The sequence below is a fragment of the Armatimonadota bacterium genome (assembly GCA_031459715.1).
Classification (GTDB): domain Bacteria; phylum Sysuimicrobiota; class Sysuimicrobiia; order Sysuimicrobiales; family Humicultoraceae; genus Humicultor; species Humicultor tengchongensis.
This window is the reverse complement of the sequence record JAVKIA010000021.1, coordinates 1-17738: the sequence shown is the minus strand read 5'-3', so window position 1 is coordinate 17738 and position 17738 is coordinate 1. Positions and strand designations below refer to the sequence as shown.

At 68.6% G+C, this 17738-nt stretch carries 21 protein-coding genes; 13 read left to right on the top strand and 8 right to left on the bottom strand.

All coding sequences use genetic code 11. The features are described from left to right. Position 1: 1 nt before the first annotated feature. Both QN152_08880 and QN152_08875 read right to left on the bottom strand, forming a co-directional pair. Complete coding sequence (locus QN152_08880; GenBank protein ID MDR7539625.1) at positions 2–493, bottom strand: hypothetical protein; 492 nt, start codon at positions 491–493, stop codon at positions 2–4. A gap of 12 nt (positions 494–505) precedes the next feature. Further along, positions 506–961 (bottom strand): cupredoxin domain-containing protein, encoded by a 456-nt coding sequence (locus QN152_08875; GenBank protein ID MDR7539624.1) that lies wholly within the window; start codon positions 959–961, stop codon positions 506–508. A 294-nt stretch (positions 962–1255) separates the two neighbouring features. Between QN152_08875 and QN152_08870 the strand changes: the two genes are divergently transcribed. After that, positions 1256–2026, top strand: a complete 771-nt coding sequence (locus QN152_08870) for a ZIP family metal transporter (GenBank protein ID MDR7539623.1) — start codon at positions 1256–1258, stop codon at positions 2024–2026. Positions 2027–2066: 40 nt separating this feature from the next. Continuing rightward, positions 2067–2912, top strand: a complete 846-nt coding sequence (locus QN152_08865) for a GNAT family N-acetyltransferase (GenBank protein ID MDR7539622.1) — start codon at positions 2067–2069, stop codon at positions 2910–2912. On the opposite strand, the gene QN152_08860 is transcribed toward QN152_08865, so the two are convergent. From QN152_08860 to QN152_08840, 5 genes are all read right to left on the bottom strand, one after another. After that, on the bottom strand, positions 2909–3583 hold the full coding sequence (locus tag QN152_08860; GenBank protein MDR7539621.1) for a response regulator transcription factor: 675 nt from the start codon (positions 3581–3583) through the stop codon (positions 2909–2911). The genes QN152_08865 and QN152_08860 overlap by 4 nt on opposite strands. Beyond that, positions 3561–5762 (bottom strand): histidine kinase, encoded by a 2202-nt coding sequence (locus QN152_08855; GenBank protein ID MDR7539620.1) that lies wholly within the window; start codon positions 5760–5762, stop codon positions 3561–3563. Before QN152_08855 ends, QN152_08860 begins: the two co-directional genes overlap by 23 nt. Before the next feature lie 122 nt (positions 5763–5884). After that, on the bottom strand, positions 5885–7171 hold the full coding sequence (locus QN152_08850; protein MDR7539619.1) for a cytochrome c3 family protein: 1287 nt from the start codon (positions 7169–7171) through the stop codon (positions 5885–5887). A 4-nt stretch (positions 7172–7175) separates the two neighbouring features. Continuing rightward, positions 7176–8231 carry a cytochrome bc complex cytochrome b subunit gene (locus QN152_08845; protein ID MDR7539618.1) on the bottom strand — a complete coding sequence of 352 codons (1056 nt, stop codon included), beginning with the start codon at positions 8229–8231 and terminating at the stop codon, positions 7176–7178. Positions 8232–8233: 2 nt separating this feature from the next. Continuing rightward, entirely contained in the window at positions 8234–8686 is a 453-nt protein-coding gene (locus tag QN152_08840) for a Rieske (2Fe-2S) protein (protein MDR7539617.1), read from the bottom strand. 547 nt (positions 8687–9233) lie between these two features. On the opposite strand from QN152_08840, the gene QN152_08835 reads away from it, so the two are divergent. From QN152_08835 to QN152_08785, 11 genes are all read left to right on the top strand, one after another. Continuing rightward, positions 9234–9947 carry an ABC transporter ATP-binding protein gene (locus QN152_08835; GenBank protein MDR7539616.1) on the top strand — a complete coding sequence of 238 codons (714 nt, stop codon included), beginning with the start codon at positions 9234–9236 and terminating at the stop codon, positions 9945–9947. Beyond that, entirely contained in the window at positions 9935–10612 is a 678-nt protein-coding gene (locus tag QN152_08830; GenBank protein ID MDR7539615.1) for a heme exporter protein CcmB, read from the top strand. Before QN152_08835 ends, QN152_08830 begins: the two co-directional genes overlap by 13 nt. A 35-nt stretch (positions 10613–10647) precedes the next feature. Further along, entirely contained in the window at positions 10648–11385 is a 738-nt protein-coding gene (gene ccsA, locus QN152_08825; GenBank protein ID MDR7539614.1) for a cytochrome c biogenesis protein CcsA, read from the top strand. Beyond that, positions 11382–11519 carry a CcmD family protein gene (locus QN152_08820; protein MDR7539613.1) on the top strand — a complete coding sequence of 46 codons (138 nt, stop codon included), beginning with the start codon at positions 11382–11384 and terminating at the stop codon, positions 11517–11519. The genes ccsA and QN152_08820 overlap by 4 nt, the downstream gene beginning before the upstream one ends. 24 nt (positions 11520–11543) lie before the next feature. Next, on the top strand, positions 11544–11969 hold the full coding sequence (locus tag QN152_08815) for a cytochrome c maturation protein CcmE (GenBank protein MDR7539612.1): 426 nt from the start codon (positions 11544–11546) through the stop codon (positions 11967–11969). Positions 11970–11983: 14 nt separating this feature from the next. Continuing rightward, on the top strand, positions 11984–13957 hold the full coding sequence (locus QN152_08810; GenBank protein ID MDR7539611.1) for a heme lyase CcmF/NrfE family subunit: 1974 nt from the start codon (positions 11984–11986) through the stop codon (positions 13955–13957). Between the two features lie 67 nt (positions 13958–14024). Then, a complete protein-coding gene (locus QN152_08805) occupies positions 14025–14516 on the top strand; it encodes a cytochrome c-type biogenesis protein CcmH (protein ID MDR7539610.1) in 492 nt (163 codons plus the stop codon). Positions 14517–14525: 9 nt separating this feature from the next. Continuing rightward, entirely contained in the window at positions 14526–14948 is a 423-nt protein-coding gene (locus QN152_08800) for a hypothetical protein (protein MDR7539609.1), read from the top strand. Then, positions 14945–16207 carry a hypothetical protein gene (locus QN152_08795; protein ID MDR7539608.1) on the top strand — a complete coding sequence of 421 codons (1263 nt, stop codon included), beginning with the start codon at positions 14945–14947 and terminating at the stop codon, positions 16205–16207. The genes QN152_08800 and QN152_08795 overlap by 4 nt, the downstream gene beginning before the upstream one ends. Positions 16208–16233: 26 nt before the next feature. Then, on the top strand, positions 16234–16572 hold the full coding sequence (locus QN152_08790; GenBank protein ID MDR7539607.1) for a hypothetical protein: 339 nt from the start codon (positions 16234–16236) through the stop codon (positions 16570–16572). Between the two features lie 11 nt (positions 16573–16583). Continuing rightward, positions 16584–17231 (top strand): LuxR C-terminal-related transcriptional regulator, encoded by a 648-nt coding sequence (locus QN152_08785; GenBank protein MDR7539606.1) that lies wholly within the window; start codon positions 16584–16586, stop codon positions 17229–17231. A gap of 99 nt (positions 17232–17330) precedes the next feature. Here the strand turns inward: QN152_08785 and QN152_08780 are convergent. Further along, the coding region (locus tag QN152_08780; protein MDR7539605.1) for a transposase at positions 17331–17738 on the bottom strand (408 nt) is incomplete at its 5' end.

Genomic DNA, 17738 nt, shown 5'->3' with positions numbered 1-17738 from the left:
TTCACCGCACCTCCGGGTCCAGGACAACGAGATGGCCCACCATCTGGCTGTGGTCGGGCGAACATGTAGCGGTTGCCGGGTCGTACGGCAGGTAGCAGCGGTATTCGTAAATCCCGCTCCTGCTGGCGACGAAAGTCAGCGTCTCCGCCGCCTGCGGCCCGCCGGTGAGGGGACGGGTTTTCACCCCATAGCCGACGATCTCGATGCCGTGCCGGAAGTGGGACCCATTGGTCACGTGCAGCCGCACCCTGTCCCCCTTGCGGGCCACCAGGAACTGCGGATCGTAGAGGTGACTCTCCGCGGGGCCCCCGATCGCCCCCCGCCCGGTGATGAGCAGGGAGAGGTCGATAGTTGCCGGATCCTCCGCAGCGGGAGAACGCGCTGGGGTCCCCGGTGTGGTCAGCGCCAGCAAGCTGAGCGCCACCGCCACCAGCGCCACAACCAGGGCGAGGCCAGCCAGGAGCGAGCGCAACGCTGATCGGGGCCCGTCCACCTCTCCGCCCCCTCACTCCGTGACGACCAGGTAGCCGCGCATCAGCTCGTGGTCTGGCGTGCAGTCGCCGCGCGCTGGGTCATGGGGCAGGGCGCACTGAAAGACGTAGACACCGGCGCGGTCGGCGACGAAGCGCAGCCGGTCGGTGCCGCCGGGCGCCAGCTTGCCGGAGCGCAGGTTGAGGTCAGGGATGGCGAACTCGTGGTTGACCCGATCAGGGTTGCCCAGCGCCAGGTCCACCGTGTCCCCCTGCCGCACCACCAGCATGGTGGGATACCAGCGGTGTGCGGCCACCCCCTGGCCGCTGAAGGTGGCCACCACCATGGAGAGCTTCATGGTCGCCGGGGTCCGCAACACCGGAGCTCCCGCCGGCCGCGCCCGCGCGGTGTAGGCCACGATGCTGAGCACCAGAGCGGCAAGCGCAATGACCAGAGCGTAGTAGACGATGCCGTCGGCGCGCCGTTCCATGGGTCTCGCCCCCATCGAAGCCGGAAGACGCCCTCTGTGGCGACAATACGGAGCGCCGCGCCAGGCCAACAACACACCCCGGGATAGTCCTCCCCGGCGGCCTGCCCCCACTTCCGGGGAGGAACCCGCTACCCGATCGGGTGGGCGGGGAAGGCTCCAGCGGTCCGGAGCGGCGGCCGTCGCAGCCGTCGGCGAGAGTTCCAGAGATCCGGCGTGGCACCCGGGACAGATGGCGCACAAGCGGCAGAATCAGGCCACTGATGGATAGCCGCCTGGGGGCGTGAGACCTATGCTGTGACGCGGGGGAAGCGATTGTCCACGGCCGCACTGGCCTTCTGGACCTTCCTGGGCGCCCTGGTCACGGCGCTGGCCACCGGCGTGGGCGGGGTACCCTTCCTCTTCACCCCTCGACTGCCGCGCCCACTGCTGGGCGCGGCCTGGGGCTTCAGCGGCGGGATGATGCTCTCCGCCTCCGTCTTCAACCTGGTCTCTGCCGGCATGGATCTGGCCGGCTATAACGTGGTCGCCCTGGGCATCGCCCTGGGTGCCGTCTTCTTCTGGCTGGTGGAGCGACGGATGGGCCACAGTGAGCACAACTTCTACCACCTGCAGGGGGTATCGGCCCGACGGGTCCTCCTGGTCATCGGCGCGATGACCGTGCACAGTTTCTCCGAGGGAATCGCCATCGGGGTAAGCTTCGGATCGGGCGAGCTGACCCTGGCCATCCTCCTGACCATCGCCATCGCCATTCACAACATACCCGAGGGGCTCACCGTCTCGCTCCCTCTACGGGCGGAGGGCTTCTCCGGGTGGGCCTGCATCTGGTGGGCGGTATTCACCAGCCTGCCCCAGCCCGCGCTGGCGGTGCCGGCCGCCCTGGCGGTGGCCGTCTTCCGCCCGCTGGTGCCCGTAGGCTTTGGCTTTGCCGCCGGCGCCATGGGATTCCTGGTGGTGAGCGAGATGATCCCCGAGGCCGTGGAGCACAGCGGCGACCGGGCCAACGCCGCGGCGGCGGTCCTGGTGGGCTTCCTGGCCATGATGCTGCTGCAGAACGTCCTGCAGTAAGCAGGACCCGGCGACCTGAATTCCAGAAGATCTTAGTGCGATGGGCGCGATCACCGTGCGCCAGGTCACTGCAGAAAACCTCGCTGATCTGGAGCTGTGTGTGCCACGGGAGCGGAGAAACGAGCTGGCCTTCGTGACGGGCATGCACGAAAAGCGCCGCTGGGCGGTGGAGATGCTCCAGCGATGGGGTACCTTCGCCAGGATCGCCTACAGGAACACTGTACCCGTGGGGCTGGTGCAGTACCGACCGATCCCCGGAGACCGTGCCGTGTTCATCTACTGCATCTATGTCCCCGAGCGGACGCACTGGCGGCGAGGGGTGGGCACCAGGCTGCTGGAAAGCCTGATCGAGGAGGTGCGGAAGCCGCACGTCTGGTTCGACCATCAGCCGGCGCGGTTCCTGGTGACCCGCACGTTCCCGGGTGAACAGACGGGGCAACTGCCGGCGCACGAATTCTTCCTGCGCCGCGGCTTCCAACCTGTGGACGATGGCAAGACGCTCTTCTACCCTCTGGAAGAAAGCATCCCGATCGCAGAAGTCAAGGCCGTGGTCGGCCGGGGAGCGCTAGAGTCCCTCTTTGAGGAGCGGGCCGGCACCTACGTCCCGCAGGCGGAGGACAGGGGAAAGGCGCTGATCATCTACGGCCCCTCCTTCTGCCCCTTCACCTACACCTTCTGGCTGCAGGGGGAGAGGCAGATCAAGGAGATCGCGCCCCGTCTGCCCATCCGCTGGATCAATGCCGTGGCCGAACCTGCTGAGGTCACCCGGCGCGGCGGGTGGGTCGGGTGGATCGTAAACGCCAGCCCCATCAGGGCTTTCGTCCTGGACAGGGACAGCTTCCGGCGGGAGGTCCGGGAGGCGCTGGAAGGCATACCCCCTGACTAGCCGCTCTCCCTGCCCTCCCCGCCGGAGGTCGTCTCTGGGGGCAGCCACCCCCGACGGGCTGCGTAGGCCACCACCTCGGCACGGTTGCGCAGGTGGAGCTTATCCAGAATGTTCTTCATGTGGAACTTCACGGTATTCTCCGAGATGTGCAGGGCGGCCGCCACCTCCCGGTTGGAAGCGCCGCCGCTCACCGCCCGGAGGACCTCGCGCTCGCGCTCGGTCAGTTCCTCCGCTTCCTCCTGCGGCCGGCCCCCGCGGCGCCGGGCGAACTCTTCAAGGATCCGACCGGCCAGGCTTCTGGAGATGGGGGCCTCGCCCCGCTCCAGACCAGAGAGCAGGTCGAAGAACTCATCGGCCTGCAGGTTCTTGAGCAGGTAGCCCTGTGCGCCGCTCTTTACCGCCTCGAAGAGGGTGCGGTCCTCGTCGGAGACGGTAAGCATGACGATCTTCACCTGGGGCAGGCGCGCCTTGATCACACGGGTGGCCTCCAGCCCGTTCATCCTGGGCATGGAGATGTCCATCAGGATAACATCCGGCCGCAGCCGCAGCGCCGCCTCCACCGCCTCCTCCCCGTCACCGGCCTCCCCCACCACCTCCACACCGCGCGCCTGGAGCAGACTGCGAACGCCGTCCCGGAAGAGGGGATGATCATCGGCCAGCAGGACTCGCATCACCCACCCTCCCCCGTGATAGCGGCAGCCGCACTACAACCTCTGTGCCCGATCCGCCTGCAGAGCGGACGGTAAATACGCCTCCAATGGCCTCCGCCCGCTCGCGCATGGTCTGCAGGCCGAAACGCGGCCAGGCGCCCGGGGGCACCCGCGCAGGATCGAACCCCTGGCCGTCGTCGCGGACGCTGACCACAAGCACACCGTCCTCGTGGGCAAACCGCACCCAGGCCCGTCGCGCCAGGGCGTGCTTGCGCACGTTGGTCAGAGCCTCCTGGATGATCCGCAGGAGGTGGAGTTCTGTGGTGGGGCTGAAGACGTAGAGGGCCGGATCACCTTCGGTGACCAGCTCTGTCTGCACGCCGCTCAGCTCGCTGTACCGCCGCACGTATTCGCGCAACACCGGGACAAGTCGCCGCTGTGGCCCTGTGTCTGCGCGCAGCCCCAGGATGGCCTCGCGCAGGTCGGCGTAGACCTCCCGCGCCGCCTGCTCCAGCTGCGCCAGCTGGGCCTGCGCCTCTGTACTCCTCCCCGCTTCCAGCAGGACCTTCACTGCCTGCGCCTTGGTGTTGACGTAGCCCAGCACCTGACCCACGCTGTCGTGGATCTCCCGGGCGATGCGCTCCCGCTCCTCCAGCACCGCCAGGGACTGCACCCGCTCCTGGAGACGGGCGTTCTCCACGGCAATCGCCGCCAGGTTGGCCAGCCCGGAGAGCAGCTCCCGCTCCTCCAGCGAGAACTCCCGAACTCCCCGCGCCCCAACGCACAGGGCGCCCACCGCGCGCCCGCCGATGGTCAGGGGTGCTGCCAGGTGGGAGGCCCGGTAGCGGGGTTTCAGCACGGTGCAGTTCAGGCAGGCCGTCCCTCCCTCTCCTTCGTGCAGGGGAAACGCGTGCGGCCCTGCAGAGGTGGCGTCCGCGGGACCGGCCAGGGCGCCGACGCGCGCCGCTCCCCCCTCGTCCGCCAGGCAGAGGACCGCCACGTCCACCGCCAGCAACGCGGCGGCCCGGTGTACGATCGACCGCAAAACAGCCTCCCGGTCCTGCAGGCTGAGCACGTCCTTCCCGGTCTCGTAGAGGGACTGTGAGGCGCGGGCCCGGCGGCGGATCTCCTCCAGGGAAGCGAGCAACCGCTGCCGCATGGTCTCGAAGCTGTCCGCCAGCGCCCCTACCTCGTCACTGCGACGCACCGCGATCTCCCGCCCCAGGTCCCCGCCGGCGATCTGCTCCGCCGCCTCCTTCAGCGCCCGCAGGGGGGAAGCCACCGCTCCCGTGTCCAGCCAGGCAAAGAGGAGGGCGGCGGCGAGCACGGCCAGGCCGAAGAGGACCACCCGGTCGCGCAGCCGGCGGATGGGGCCGTAGGTCTCCGCCTCGTCCTGGCCCACCATGAGGCCCCAGGGAGCTGCGGAAAGCGGGGCGAAAGCCATGACGTGGCGCTCCGGCCGTCCCGCCGGATCCGTCCCCTCGGCCAAGCTTACTCCGGCACGGCGTGTGGAGATCATACGGGAGACGAACTCGGGGTGCTCGCCCCGGGTGGATATCTCCTCAGGTTCGCTGCTGGCCAGGACCACCCCGTCCTCGCTGACCACTGCAGCGTGCCCGGTCGCGCCCACCGCCAACCTCTCGACAAACGCCTGCAGCACGGGGCTGGGGAGGAGGATGAGCCCTCCGATCACGCCGGCAGCAGTGCCGGACGGCCCGAGGACGGGGATGGTGACGATGACCGCAGGGGTTCCCTCCGCAGTCCGCACCGGCCCGCTGATCCCGGGACGGCCACGCTCCAGCGCCTGCCGCACCGCGCCTGGCGCAGCCGCCGGCATCGCCGCCCATTGTCTACCCGGGGGCTCACTGGCGGCAAGCGCGCCTCGGCGGTCAGCCAGGAACACCGCACCGGAGAAGAGGTCCAGGGCGGGCGCAGCGGAGGTGAGGACGCGGCGCACTCCGTCCAGATCCCCGTCAGCCAGCAGGGGGCCAACCCGGCGGCCAAGCTGGTGGAGCTGCCGCAGCTCCTGGGTGAGGCGGTCGTCCAGGTGGCCGGCCGTGGACCTGGCCACGGCCAGCCGCTCCTCCAGGATACGGTCGGTGGATGCGCGGAGCATGCCGATACCCATTACCCCCAGCGGGGCGGTGGCGGCGATCAGCCCGACCGTCACCAGCAGCATGATCCGCCTGCGTAGGCTCATACGGGACACCTTCGCTTTAGCTATAGCCTATAGGCCAAAACCGCGGCAAAGGTATCGGGCGACCGCCCGATGCGGGGCGGGGGACCTGCCTGAGACCACGAGCTCTATGGCCAGCGCTTTGGTCACCTGGATGCTGGCGTATGCTTCAGCTCCCGCAGCTTCAGCCAGAGCAGGATTGCCACAAAGGCGATGATGGCCACAGAGACGCCGAGGCCGCGGCGGCGGAATCCCATCTCGGCCAGGGCCGCTTCGCCCACGGCGCGTGCCCGGCCGGCGGCAGTGAGGCCGACCGCAGTCACCCGCCGCACCTCGGGCGGGCTTGTGGTGTGGGTCACGGCCCGGGCCCGGATCAGCTGCGACGTGGCCTCGTCCAGGTCGATCCTGGCGTCGCCCACGTCCATCCCGGCGCCGGCCGCGCGTTTCAGGATGGCCTCAGCCTGCGCGATGGCGGCCTTCACTTCTTCCAGGGTCGCCCGCATCTCTGCAGCAGCCCGCAGGCCTGCGGTTCCGCCGGGGTGGCACCGCAGGCACACCGACCCCTGCTCCTGACCCAGCATCACGTCCGTGGGAAAGGAGATGTTGTGTGTCCCGTGGCAGACGGTGCACTCCGCCATCCCCAGGGTGTCAAACGCCCTCTTGTGCGGGCTGCGCACGAAAAGGTCCCGCGTGGCGCGGTGGCACTGGGCACAGACGTTGGCCACGGACTCAACGCCTGGGGGTGCGGCACCGTGGTTGCCGTGACAGTCGTTGCACGCCGGGGACTGGCGGTTGCCCCGCCGAAGTAGTGCCTGCCCGTGCACGCTTTCCCGGTACTCGGCGAACTGGCTGGTGGGGATTCCATAGGGCTTCATCAGGGCAACGTCGGCGTGGCAGCGGGCGCATGTACTGGGCACGTTGGTGGGGAAGACAGGGGAGCGCGCATCGCTCACGGCACGCACCGGGTGGACGCCGTGGCAGGAGGTGCACACAGCCACGTTGCCGTCGCCTGCGGCCAGGTGCTTCCCGTGTTCGCTGGTCAGGTAGCGGGCGAACTGGTCGGTGGGCAGCGAAGGATTGAAGCGCCGCATGAATGTCGGATCCTCATGGCAGCGCGCGCACTGCTGCGGAACCTGCCGTCGCTGGGGCACGCCCCTGAATCCGGCGGCGGGGTCGTGGGCGTCCATGCCGCTGCGGGCGGGGTCGCCCCCATGGCACCCCGCGCAGCGCAGTTCCGCACGACCGTGCACGTCTTCGCTCATCCCCTCCGCTGGGGCCGCCAGCTTCCCGGCGAGGTTCTGATGACAGTTGGTGCAGGAGTCAGCCGTCTGGGCCGCCTGGACCGATGAGCCGGGCAGCAGCGCCCATCCTGCCCAGATGCCGAGCCCGGCTGTGGCCACCAGGAGGACGCGCAGGAGCGCCCCTGGCCTCATAGCCTCACATCCCGGCGACCAGGGCCAGCGCCGTCATCAGCAGGACGAAGGCGAAGGCGGCCGCCCCCAGGGCGGGGAACAGCGGGTGTTTGTGCTCCCGCTGCGCCCAGCAGTCGAGGAAGGGGACCAGCAGCAGCGCGAGGCCGGTCAGCGCGAAGAGGGTGACGCCCACAGCCTCGCCCTCCAGGCCGGCGATGCGGCCGGGGATCATGCGCAGGGTCTGGTACATGAACAGGAAGTACCACTCCGGCCGCAGACCCGCAGGAGCCGGGGCCAGCGGGTCCGCCTTCTCCCCCAGTGGCCAGGGCCACAGCGTGGCCACCACAGCCAGGCCGCCCAGCAGCACCACCCAGACGATGAAGTCTCGCAGCATGAACTCGGGGTAGAAGCGCTCCTCGCCACGCACGCGCACGGAGATCGGCCGGCTCATCCCGTGTATCTGCACCAGCGTCAGGTGCAGGCCGAGCAGCACTGTGGCCAGCGCGGGCAGGATGGCCACGTGGATGCCGAAGAAGCGAATGAGGGTGGCTGCGGTGATGTCCTCGCCCCCCCGCAGCAGGACCATGAGCGCCCGGCCGATGACCGGGACGTCACCCGCGATCTCCGTCCCCACCTTCGTGGCAAAGTAAGCCAGGGTGTTCCACGGCAACAGGTACCCGGTGAAGGCAAACGCCAGGGTAACGCCCAGGAGGAGGACACCGGAGACCCAGGTCAGTTCCCTCGGCTTCCGGTAGGCGCGGCTGAAGAAAGTGGCTGCCAGGTGGAGCACTGCCGCTCCCACCATAGCGTTGGCGGACCAGACGTGGATATTGCGGACGAGCCAGCCGAAACGCACCTTGGCGATGATCAGGCGCACGCTCTCGAAGGCAGCGTCGGAGGCGGGCCGGTAGTACATGAGCAGGAGCAACCCGGTGAGCACCTGGACCACGAAGAAGAAAAGGGTGACACCCCCCGTGTAGTAGGTGACAGCGTAGCGGTGGACGGGAACAGCCTTCTTCTCCAGGAACGCCTGGGCAGCTTCGTACCGCAGGCGTTCGTTCAGCCAGTCCCGCACGCCCATGGCTAGGTTCTGCTGACGATGATGTCTTCTCCTTTGAGGGTGACCTTATATTCCACCAGCGGCCGGGGCGGCGGGCCGGAGAGGACTTGCCCGTGGAGGTCGTAGTGGCCGTCGTGGCAGGCGCACCAGATGTGCTGCAGGTCCGGGCGGTACTGCACGTTGCAGGCCAGGTGAGTGCACACAGCGGTGAAGGCCCGCACCTCTCCATCGGGTGTGCGCAGCACGATGGCCGGTCTCCCTTCGAAGGCGAAGATCTTCCCGGAGTTGGAAGGGAGCTCACCCGCTTTCCCCGCCACCACCGCCTGATGGGTGATCTCCTTGGTCTTCGGTGGGATCAGGTAATTGATGACCGGGTAGAGTACAGTCCCGGCCAGTGCCGCCAGAGCAGCGCCGAACGAGTAGTCGAGGAACCTCCGGCGCCGGATGCGCTGTGGCCGTGCACTTAATTCGTCCATCTCCCTTCCCTGCTTCAAAGCATCCAGGGCGAATCTCTCACGGTAGCCCCGGCGCCCGACGGTCCACCAGTAAGCACACCAGGCACCAGCGACCCAATTGCACCATAGGCGACCGAGTATGTCCTGTCATGAACCAGCCGTACCTAACACCTGGAGGAATGAACTAGGTCCTCAAGCCTAGCCCAACATCAGGCCAAAGCCCGATTATCCACTGCGCTCGGCTGGTACGGTCCAGCGCCACGCGGTCTGTTGGGCACTTGCGCGGAGGCACAGTTGCCCAGGGATGGGCCTGTTGACGGACCGGAGCTCATAGCCCCTGAAGCACCTGCACTACCCCGTAACAATTCTCACCAGCCTCCAATGTGCTGACGTAATCGGGCCCTCCAGCCCTCAGAACCCCGCATCTTTACCGCTCCTGTGCAGACCAGAGCCATATAGGCCGGGCACAGGAGGCAGAATCCGCCCCCTACCTGATAGCGGCGCTTTCCACCGCCACATAGACTGGGCGCAGGAATCGGGGAAGCGCGCATTGCGCGCTCGGTGACCGGTGCAGGCGATCGAGACCAGAGACCTGGAGAAGGCGTTTGGCCCGGTGCGGGCACTGCGGCAGGTGACCCTGGACGTCCCGGCGGGCGAGTCCCTGGTCATTTTCGGCCCAAACGGGGCCGGAAAGACCACGCTGATCAAGATCCTGGCCACCCTGATGCGGCCAAGCGCCGGCACCCTGCGCCTTTTCGGCCGCAACCCGCAGGGGGACGACAGTCTCCGCCGGCTGATCGGTCTGGTCTCCCACCACAGCTACCTCTACACGGGCCTGACCGCCCTGGAGAACCTGGTGTTTACCGCACGGATGTACGGGGTGCCGGACGCAGCGGCGCGGGCCGCCGCGATGCTGGAGACTGTGGGGCTGGGTTCTCGCCGTTATGATCTGGTGCGCACCTTCAGCCGCGGCATGCTGCAGCGGCTAACCATCGCCCGTGCCCTGGTGCACGACCCGCCGTTGCTGCTGCTGGACGAGCCCTACACTGGGCTGGACCGGCACGCCGCTGAGATCTTCAGCGGGCTGCTGGAACGGCTGCGCGGCGACCGCACCATCGTCCTGACCACCCACAGCATCGAACAGGGACTCCCCTTGGCCGACCGCATGGTCATCCTGGTGGACGGGGCGGTGGCCTATGAGGGCCGGGAGGGGCTGGACGACTGGCGTGCCGTGGGCCAGCTCTACACCCAGGTGGTAAGGAGCGGAGCATGGGTGCACTGAGCGCTGTGCGCCTGCTCGTCTGGAAGGACCTCCTCCTGGAGCTGCGCACCAAGGAGATCCTCACGGGGATGGTGGTCTTTGCCCTCCTGGCAGCGGTGGTCTTCAACTTCGCCTTCTCTCCCTCGCCGGCCCAGGCGGCGGCCCTGCTGCCGGGGATGCTCTGGGTGACGCTGGCCTTCGCCGCCACCCTGGGCCTGTCGCGCTCGTTTGTGCTGGAGCGCGAGCAGCAGTGCCTGGAGGCGCTGCGCCTCTTCCCGGTGGAGCGCAGCCTTATCTACCTGGGGAAGGCGGCGGCCAACCTGCTCTTTCTGCTTCTGGTGGCGGCCCTGATCCTCCCGGCGATGGCGGCACTCTCGGGCATCGCCCTGGGCTCCCGGCTGCTGCCTCTGGCAGCCGTCCTCCTGCTGGGGGGCGTGGGGCTGGTGGCGGTGGGGACGATCTTTTCGGCCATGTCGGTGCACACACGCATCCGGGAGGTGCTGCTCCCGGTGCTGCTGTTCCCCATCGCCTCCCCCGTGCTCATCGCCGGAGTGAAGGCCACGGCGGGGATCCTGGCTGGCTGGCCCCTGCGCGCGGTGCTGCCCGGATTGCGCATCCTTGGAGCTTTCGACCTGATATTCCTGGTGCTGGGCTACCTGGTCTTTGAGTTCCTCCTGGAGGAGTGAGCGGCGTGGCGACGACCCGGGAATGGGAGAGGCCAGTGAGAATCAGGCCGGATAGGGTGGCGGCGCTCACCTGGCTGGGGCTGGCCCTGGCGGTGGGTGGCCAGTTCGCCGCTCTGCTCTACGCCCCGGAAGAGGCTACCATGGGCAACGCCCAGCGCATCTTCTACGTCCACGTCCCCGCAGCCTGGGTGGCCTTCCTGGCATTCGCCGTGGTCTTCGCTGCCAGTCTGGGATACCTGTTCACGCGCCGCCGGCGGTACGACCTCGCCGCCTGGGCCAGCACCGAGGTGGGGGTCGTCTTCACCACCCTCGCTATCCTCAGTGGCTCGGTGTGGGGACGCTATGCCTGGGGCACCTGGTGGTCCTGGGACCCGCGTCTCACCACCACGTTCATGCTCTGGCTGATCTACGTGGTGGCGCTGATGGTCCGCGCCTACGGCGGCGCAGGTGGGCAGGCCTCGCGCTTCGCTGCGGTGCTGGGGGTGATCGGGTTCCTGGACATCCCGCTGATCCACCTCTCGGTGGTCTGGTGGCGCTCCCTCCACCCGCTGCCGGTGGTGGTGCGGCCAGAGGGCTTCGGCTCCGGACTACACCCGGCGATGCTGCAGGCGCTGCTAGTGAACGTGGCTGCGTTTACCGTGCTCTATGTCGCCCTCTTCTCAGTGCGCCGCCGGCAGATGGCGACAGCCGACGTGCTGGCAGAACTCAAGGATGACGAGCTCCGGCTGGCTGCACCCCGGTGGGCCGCCGGAGGGCAGGAGGTGCCGTCATGACTCCCCTGGTGGCCATGTTCATTGGGTTCGCCCTGGTCTGGGCGGGCCTGTTCCTCTACGTCCTGCGGCTGCTGGGCATCAGCCGGGCGCTGGAGGCCGAGGTCCGGGCGCTGCAGCAGGCCCGCCGGGCGTGAGCAGGACGGCGGGAGGGTGATGCCATGAGCCGTGCCAGGAAGAAGTTCGCCCTGGCCGTCGCCGTCTTCGTACTGGGGGCCGGGTACCTGGCCTTCACCGGAGCCCGCAGCAGCATGAGCTACTACCTGACCGTGGGAGAGCTGCTGGACCGCGGCGCGGCGCTGCGCGGCGCCAGCGTCCGCCTGAACGGCAGGGTCCTCCCCGGGGTCGCCTGGGACCAGATGAGCGGCCGGCTGGCCTTCACCATCACCGACGGTAGGCGGCGGATTCCGGTGGCCTACCGGGGGGTGGTGCCGGACACCTTCAAGCCAGGCGCGGAGGTGGTGCTGGAGGGGACCTACGACGGGGAGAGCTTCACCGCTGTTCGCCTGTTCGCCAAGTGCCCGTCCAAGTTTGAGGCCAAGCCGGGAGGCAGGAGTCTTGGCCCGGGCCAGGTGCCGCGGGGATAGAAACGAGGAGCGCGGTGAGCGAAATAGGCAATCTTTCCGTTGCACTGGCGGCCCTGGTCTCCGCCTACGGTCTGGTGGCGGCCCTGCTGGGCGCGGGGCTGCGCCGCGCCGACCTGCAGCACAGCGCTCGCAACGCCACATACGCTCTCTTCCTCCTGCTGACCGTGGCTTCCGCGGTCCTCCTGTGGCAACTGGTGACCCGAGACTTCGGTAACGCCTATGTGGCCTCGTACACCAGTCGCGACCTGGGGTTCTGGTATACGGTCTCGGCCTGGTGGGCCGGGCAGGCGGGCTCGCTGCTGTTCTGGGCCTGGCTGCTGGCAGGCTTCGGGACCCTGGTCGTCTGGCGCCAGGGAGCCTATCGGGAGCTGATGCCCTACGTCATCGCCACGGTGATGGGCACCTCCTCCTTCTTCACCCTGCTGCTGGCCCTGGTGAGCAGTCCCTTCGCCCGCCTTCCCTTCCCCCCGCCGGACGGCCAGGGGCTCAATCCCCTGCTGCAGAACCCGGGGATGTTCTTCCACCCCCCGACGCAGTACCTGGGATACGTGGGGTTCACCATCCCCTTTGCCTTCGCCATAGCCGCCATGGCCACCAGGCGGTTGGACGACGAGTGGATCCGGGCCACCCGGCGCTGGACCCTGGCCTCCTGGTTCTTCCTCTCCCTGGGCATCCTCTTCGGAATGCAGTGGGCCTACGTGGAGCTGGGCTGGGGCGGCTACTGGGCCTGGGACCCCGTGGAGAATGCCAGCCTGATGCCCTGGCTGACGGGCACGGCCTTCCTGCACTCGGTAATGATCCAGGAGAAGCGGGACATGCTGAAGGTCTGGAACCTGGTCCTGATCATCCTCACATTCGCCCTGGCCATCTTCGGCACGTTCCTCACCCGCAGCGGTGTCCTCTCCTCGGTGCACTCCTTCGCCCTCAGCTCCCTGGGGCCGCTGTTCTTCGCCTTCATCGCCCTGGTCCTGATCGTCTCCTTCACCCTGCTGGCCGCGCGGCTGCCCTGGCTGCGGTCGGCGGGGGACCTGGACTCGCTGCTGTCACGCGAGGCCAGCTTCCTGTTCAACAACCTGATCCTGGTGGGCGCAGCCTTCTCCGTCTTCCTGGGGACAATCTTCCCCCTGGTCTCCGAGGCGGTGCGCGGCGTGAAGATCAGCGTGGGGGCGCCCTTCTTCAACCAGGTGAACGTCCCCATCGGCCTGGCCCTTCTCCTGGTTATGGGGCTGTGTCCTCTGCTGGCCTGGCGCAAGGCCTCCGCGGCCAACCTCCGTCGCAACTTCCTCCTGCCGGGAGCGCTGGGCCTGCTGGCGGCCATCCTCCTGCTCCTGCGCGGGGTGAGCCAGCCAGTGGCCCTGGCGGCCTTTGCCCTGTCCGTCTTCGTCACCGCCACCATCGTGCTGGACTTCCACCGCGGGGCCATGGTGCGGCGCGCTCACGGCGAGCCCTACCCCCTGGCCCTGGGCAGGCTGGTGCTGCGCAACCGCCGTCGCTACGGCGGCTACATCGTGCACCTGGGAGTGATTCTGCTCTTCGCCGGGATGGCCGGAGGGGCGTTTCGCACCGAGCGTGAGGCGGTGCTGCGCCAGGGGCAGACCGTGGCCATCAACCAGTACACCCTGCGCTACGAGGGCCTGAGCCAGTACCCCACGCCCGGCGCCCTGGTGACCGCGGCCACGCTGACCGTCTTCAACGGGAACGAGCCGGTGGGCGTGCTCAACCCGCAGCGCAATATCCACCGCGGCCACGAGGAGCAGCCCATGACCGAGGTGGCCATCCGCTCGACCCTGCTGGAGGACCTCTACGTCATCCTGGCCGGCATCGGCGAGGACGGCAGCGCCAGCTTCCGCGTGATCGTCAACCCTCTGATGATGTGGATGTGGATCGGCGGCGCGCTGCTGTCGCTGGGCACGGTCGTCGCCTTCTGGCCGGAGCGGCGGGAGGCGCTGCGCGCCCGGGCGCGCTACCTGGTGGGGGCGGAGGCATGAACCCGAACATGGGCCACAGGAACCCGAGACATGAACACTGAGGCGCATTGCCTGTAGGAAGCAAGGGATGAGACCGGCGGCGCTGAGTCTGCTCGTCTGGCTGGGCGGGGTAGCGGTCCTGGTCCTGCTGCAGCCGGCGCACGCCCATGCCGCCGGGGAGACCGTCCAGGCCGTGGTGAACCAGCTGGCCACACAGTTCATGTGCCAGTGCGGCTGCGGCCTCACCCTGGCCTCCTGCACCCACCCGGTCTGCGGCCCGCGGGACAGGATGCTGGCGGAGATCCGCCGCCTGGTGGAGGCCGGGAAGACCCCCGCGGAGATCACGGACGTCCTGGTGGCACAGTATGGCGAGGCCGTACTGGCCGCCCCGCCGCGGCGCGGACTCAACCTGGTGGCCTGGTGGGGTCCCTACGCCGCCCTGCTGGCCGGCGCTGTGGTCATCCTGCTTCTTGGAGCGTCCTGGACGCGGCGGCCGGCCCCGCAGGCGGCGCCACCCTCGTCGCTGACCCCCGAGGAGCGCCGGCTGCTGGACGAGGAGCTGCGCAAGTTCGATGTCTGAGGCCCGCTGATGGACCTAATGGTCATGGTCCTGCTCGTTGGCGCCACTGCGGCGCTTATCCTCTGGCCGCTGCTGCGCGCGACGGAGGCGGAGGAGGAACCGCCCCCTCTCCCCGCCGACGGCAGCCGGGAGAAGGAGCTGGCCCTGGCCGCCATCAGGGAACTGGAGTTTGACTACGCCACGGGCAAGATCTCGCCCGAGGACTACGCCCTCCTGCGGGCCCGCTACGAGGCCAGAGCGCTGCAGGCCATCACCAGGGCCGCCGTCTCCCCCACCAGGGGCGGTGAGCCCGACGCGGAGGCGCTGTTGGAGGCACAGATCGCGGCGCGGCGCCGCACCCGGCCCTGCGCCTCCTGCGGAGGAAGCCTGCCACAGGAGGCCCGCTACTGCCCCACCTGCGGGGCGCCGGTGGGCGTGGAGGTGCCACGGTGAAACGGATGGCGCTCCCTATGGCCGGGGGCGCGCCGACCGCATTGCCGGGCGCCCTGGCTGTGCTGGTGCTGGCCGGCCTGACGCTGCAGGCGGCCGCCGGGTTCGCCACCGCCGCCCCGCCCCCCGGCACCATCAGCGGCCGGGTGCAGAGCATGACGGGGGGAAAGGTCACACCCCTAGCCGGTCAGACCGTCACCCTGACCACCTACTCCGGCAGTGCTGAGGTGGACAGGGCGACCGCCACCACCGATGCCGGCGGCAGATTCACCTTCACCGTGGCCGCCGATCCGGCCCGCACCTACATGGTCAACGTGAAGTACCGCGGGGGCGACTACGACAGCCTCCCTGTCAGGTTCAAGGCAGGAGAACGCGCCAGGGAGGTGACGCTGCGGGTCTATGAGCCGACGACCGACTCCTCGATCATCCGGGTGAACGTGCACCACGTGATCGTTGAGCCCGGGGAGGGCCTGGTGCGGGTGACCGAGCTCCTCGTCTTCGTCAACCCCACGGACCGCACCTACATCGGGGCCACTGTGCGGCAGGACGGTAAGCGGGAGACGTTGCGCTTCCGCCTGCCCCACGGTGCCGCGGAGGTCTCGTACCTGGAAGGCCTGATGGAGTGCTGCGTTTTCCCAACGCCCGGGGGCTTCGTGGACACCATGGACGTGAAGCCGGGGGCGCGGGAGATCGGGTTCAGCTACACCGTCCCCTCCAGGGGCGGCGGGGCCACCGTGGTGCGCACGCTGGACTATCCCACGGACCTGGTGGAGGTCTTCGGCGACCCGGCGGCCCGGCTGACCGCTGCTGCGCCGCTGGCCGTGCAGGCCCCGGTGAGGACCGAGCAGGGGACCTTCTCCCGCTTCTCCGCCCGCTCGCTGGCCCCGGGAACATCGATCTCTCTGGTCCTCTCCGACCTGCCGGCGCCGCGGAGCGCGAGCCGCCGCCTGCTCGTCGCCGCCTTCGCCGGGGTGGCCGCGGCCGCGCTGGTCTACCCCTTCGTCCGACGGGGCAGTCGTTGGCCCGGCCGGCAGCCGCCGCTACACAGGGAGGAGCTGATCGACGCGATCGCTGCGCTGGACGACCTGTACCAGGCGGGCGGTATCGACGAGGCCGCCTACCGGCGACAGCGCGCCCGCTACAAGCGCTGGCTGCTGGAGCTGACCGCTCCCGCGCCGGCGACAGCACGGCCCCGCAACGATGGGGAGGGGGAAGCATCGCCAGCCCGGCAGGCTGAGGGACCGCCAGGCTCGGGCGGGTGAGACGCCAGGAGAAGGGAGGCACGACGATGGTTCGCACCGGTACTGCTGTAGCGGTGGCCTTGGCGCTGATCCTTACCACCGCGGTGGCGCTGGCCCTGCCCAAGGACCATACGCTCTTCAAAGAGACCTACGCTCCCAAGGAGGGAACGGCATTGGCAAGCGCGGGCTGCCTGGTCTGCCACGCCAAGATGCCGCCTACAAAGGAGCTCAACCCCTACGGAAAAGACTACCTGAGCAAGAAGACGCGGGACGCGGCCGCCCTGAAGGCCATCGAGACCCTGGACTCCGACAAGGACGGCTTCAACAACATCACCGAGATCAGGGCGGGCACCCTGCCGGGCGACCCGACGTCGAAGCCGAAGTAAGGAGGACGCCCATGCGCGCGACGGACGACATCGTCGCGCTGGTGGAAGGCACCGGCGATCCCGCCTTCGCCGCAGACGCCACGCGCACGATCATCGCCTGGAACCAGGGGGCGGAGAAGCTCCTTGGTCTCCCGGCCGGCGAGGCGGTGGGCCGAAGCTGCGCGCAGGTCATCGCCGGACGCGATGCCAGGGGGCGTCCCGTCTGCAACACCCTCTGCCCGGCCCTGGTGGCCATGCAGCGGCACGAGCCACTGGGGTCGATGGAGCTGCAGGTGGACCGGCGCGGGGGGACGCCCCTGTGGGTTGCGGTTTCCTCCATCATCCCGCCCAACGCCGCTCCCTGCGTCGTCCACCTCCTGCGGAACGTCACCGAGGAGCAGTACCGCCGCTCCTTCGTGCAGCAGGTGCTCCAGGGGGCCCTCGCTCTCTCCTCCGGCGACCCCGACGGCCGCGCCGCCGTCATGCCGGTGGTCCTCTCACCGCGGCAGACGACGATCCTCAAGCTCCTGGCCTACGGGTCCAGCACCCGCAGCATCGCCCGTACGCTGGGGATCAGCCCCGCCACCGTGCGCAACCACATCCAGCAGATTCTGGTAGCCCTCCAGGCACACAGCCGCCTGGAGGCGGTGATCCAGGCACTGCGGCGCGGCCTGCTCTGATCCCGAAGCAGGGCCAGTAAGGTTCTTGCCCGGTGGCGGGGCAACCGGCACCCATCTACCTCCTATCAGCTCGTCGCCCGATCTCCTCATCCTTTCATCCTAGTGCACCGTCGCCCAAATTCGGCGGCAGTACCATTGATGCATCGCGTGCCTCGTGAACGACCACCGAAAAGGATGAGCGTGTAACGCATTGTACTCGCCTATTGAGCGGTAGATATGGGTGATCAATTCCTGACGGCTTTCGCTCACCCGGTTGCGCAGGTAGCGTCGACTGAAGGCGCTGAGGGCCAGCTCTGCCTGATTCAGCCACGATGCGTGGGCGGGAGTGAAGTGCAAGCGTACCAATCCTTCTTGGGCCGCGACCCAGTCGCGCGTGGCTTTGGCGATATGCGAGGATCCATTGTCCAGGATGCAGTGCACGCAGCGGATCTCCCAGGGCAGCTCGGCCAGGTACGTCTCCAGAGCGGGGATGAAGTGCGCCGCATCGTTCTGAGCAAGCACGCGTCC

Excerpts from the sequence above, each read along its gene's own strand:
- QN152_08875 (MDR7539624.1), bottom strand. The coding sequence starts at position 961 with ATGGAACGGCGCGCCGACGGCATCGTCTACTACGCTCTGGTCATTGCG.
- QN152_08865 (MDR7539622.1), top strand. The coding sequence starts at position 2,067 with ATGGGCGCGATCACCGTGCGCCAGGTCACTGCAGAAAACCTCGCTGAT.
- QN152_08860 (MDR7539621.1), bottom strand. The coding sequence starts at position 3,583 with ATGCGAGTCCTGCTGGCCGATGATCATCCCCTCTTCCGGGACGGCGTT.
- QN152_08855 (MDR7539620.1), bottom strand. The coding sequence starts at position 5,762 with ATGAGCCTACGCAGGCGGATCATGCTGCTGGTGACGGTCGGGCTGATC.
- QN152_08850 (MDR7539619.1), bottom strand. The coding sequence starts at position 7,171 with ATGAGGCCAGGGGCGCTCCTGCGCGTCCTCCTGGTGGCCACAGCCGGG.
- QN152_08845 (MDR7539618.1), bottom strand. The coding sequence starts at position 8,231 with ATGGGCGTGCGGGACTGGCTGAACGAACGCCTGCGGTACGAAGCTGCC.
- QN152_08840 (MDR7539617.1), bottom strand. The coding sequence starts at position 8,686 with ATGGACGAATTAAGTGCACGGCCACAGCGCATCCGGCGCCGGAGGTTC.
- QN152_08830 (MDR7539615.1), top strand. The coding sequence starts at position 9,935 with ATGGGTGCACTGAGCGCTGTGCGCCTGCTCGTCTGGAAGGACCTCCTC.
- QN152_08820 (MDR7539613.1), top strand. The coding sequence starts at position 11,382 with ATGACTCCCCTGGTGGCCATGTTCATTGGGTTCGCCCTGGTCTGGGCG.
- QN152_08815 (MDR7539612.1), top strand. The coding sequence starts at position 11,544 with ATGAGCCGTGCCAGGAAGAAGTTCGCCCTGGCCGTCGCCGTCTTCGTA.
- QN152_08805 (MDR7539610.1), top strand. The coding sequence starts at position 14,025 with ATGAGACCGGCGGCGCTGAGTCTGCTCGTCTGGCTGGGCGGGGTAGCG.
- QN152_08800 (MDR7539609.1), top strand. The coding sequence starts at position 14,526 with ATGGACCTAATGGTCATGGTCCTGCTCGTTGGCGCCACTGCGGCGCTT.
- QN152_08790 (MDR7539607.1), top strand. The coding sequence starts at position 16,234 with ATGGTTCGCACCGGTACTGCTGTAGCGGTGGCCTTGGCGCTGATCCTT.
- QN152_08785 (MDR7539606.1), top strand. The coding sequence starts at position 16,584 with ATGCGCGCGACGGACGACATCGTCGCGCTGGTGGAAGGCACCGGCGAT.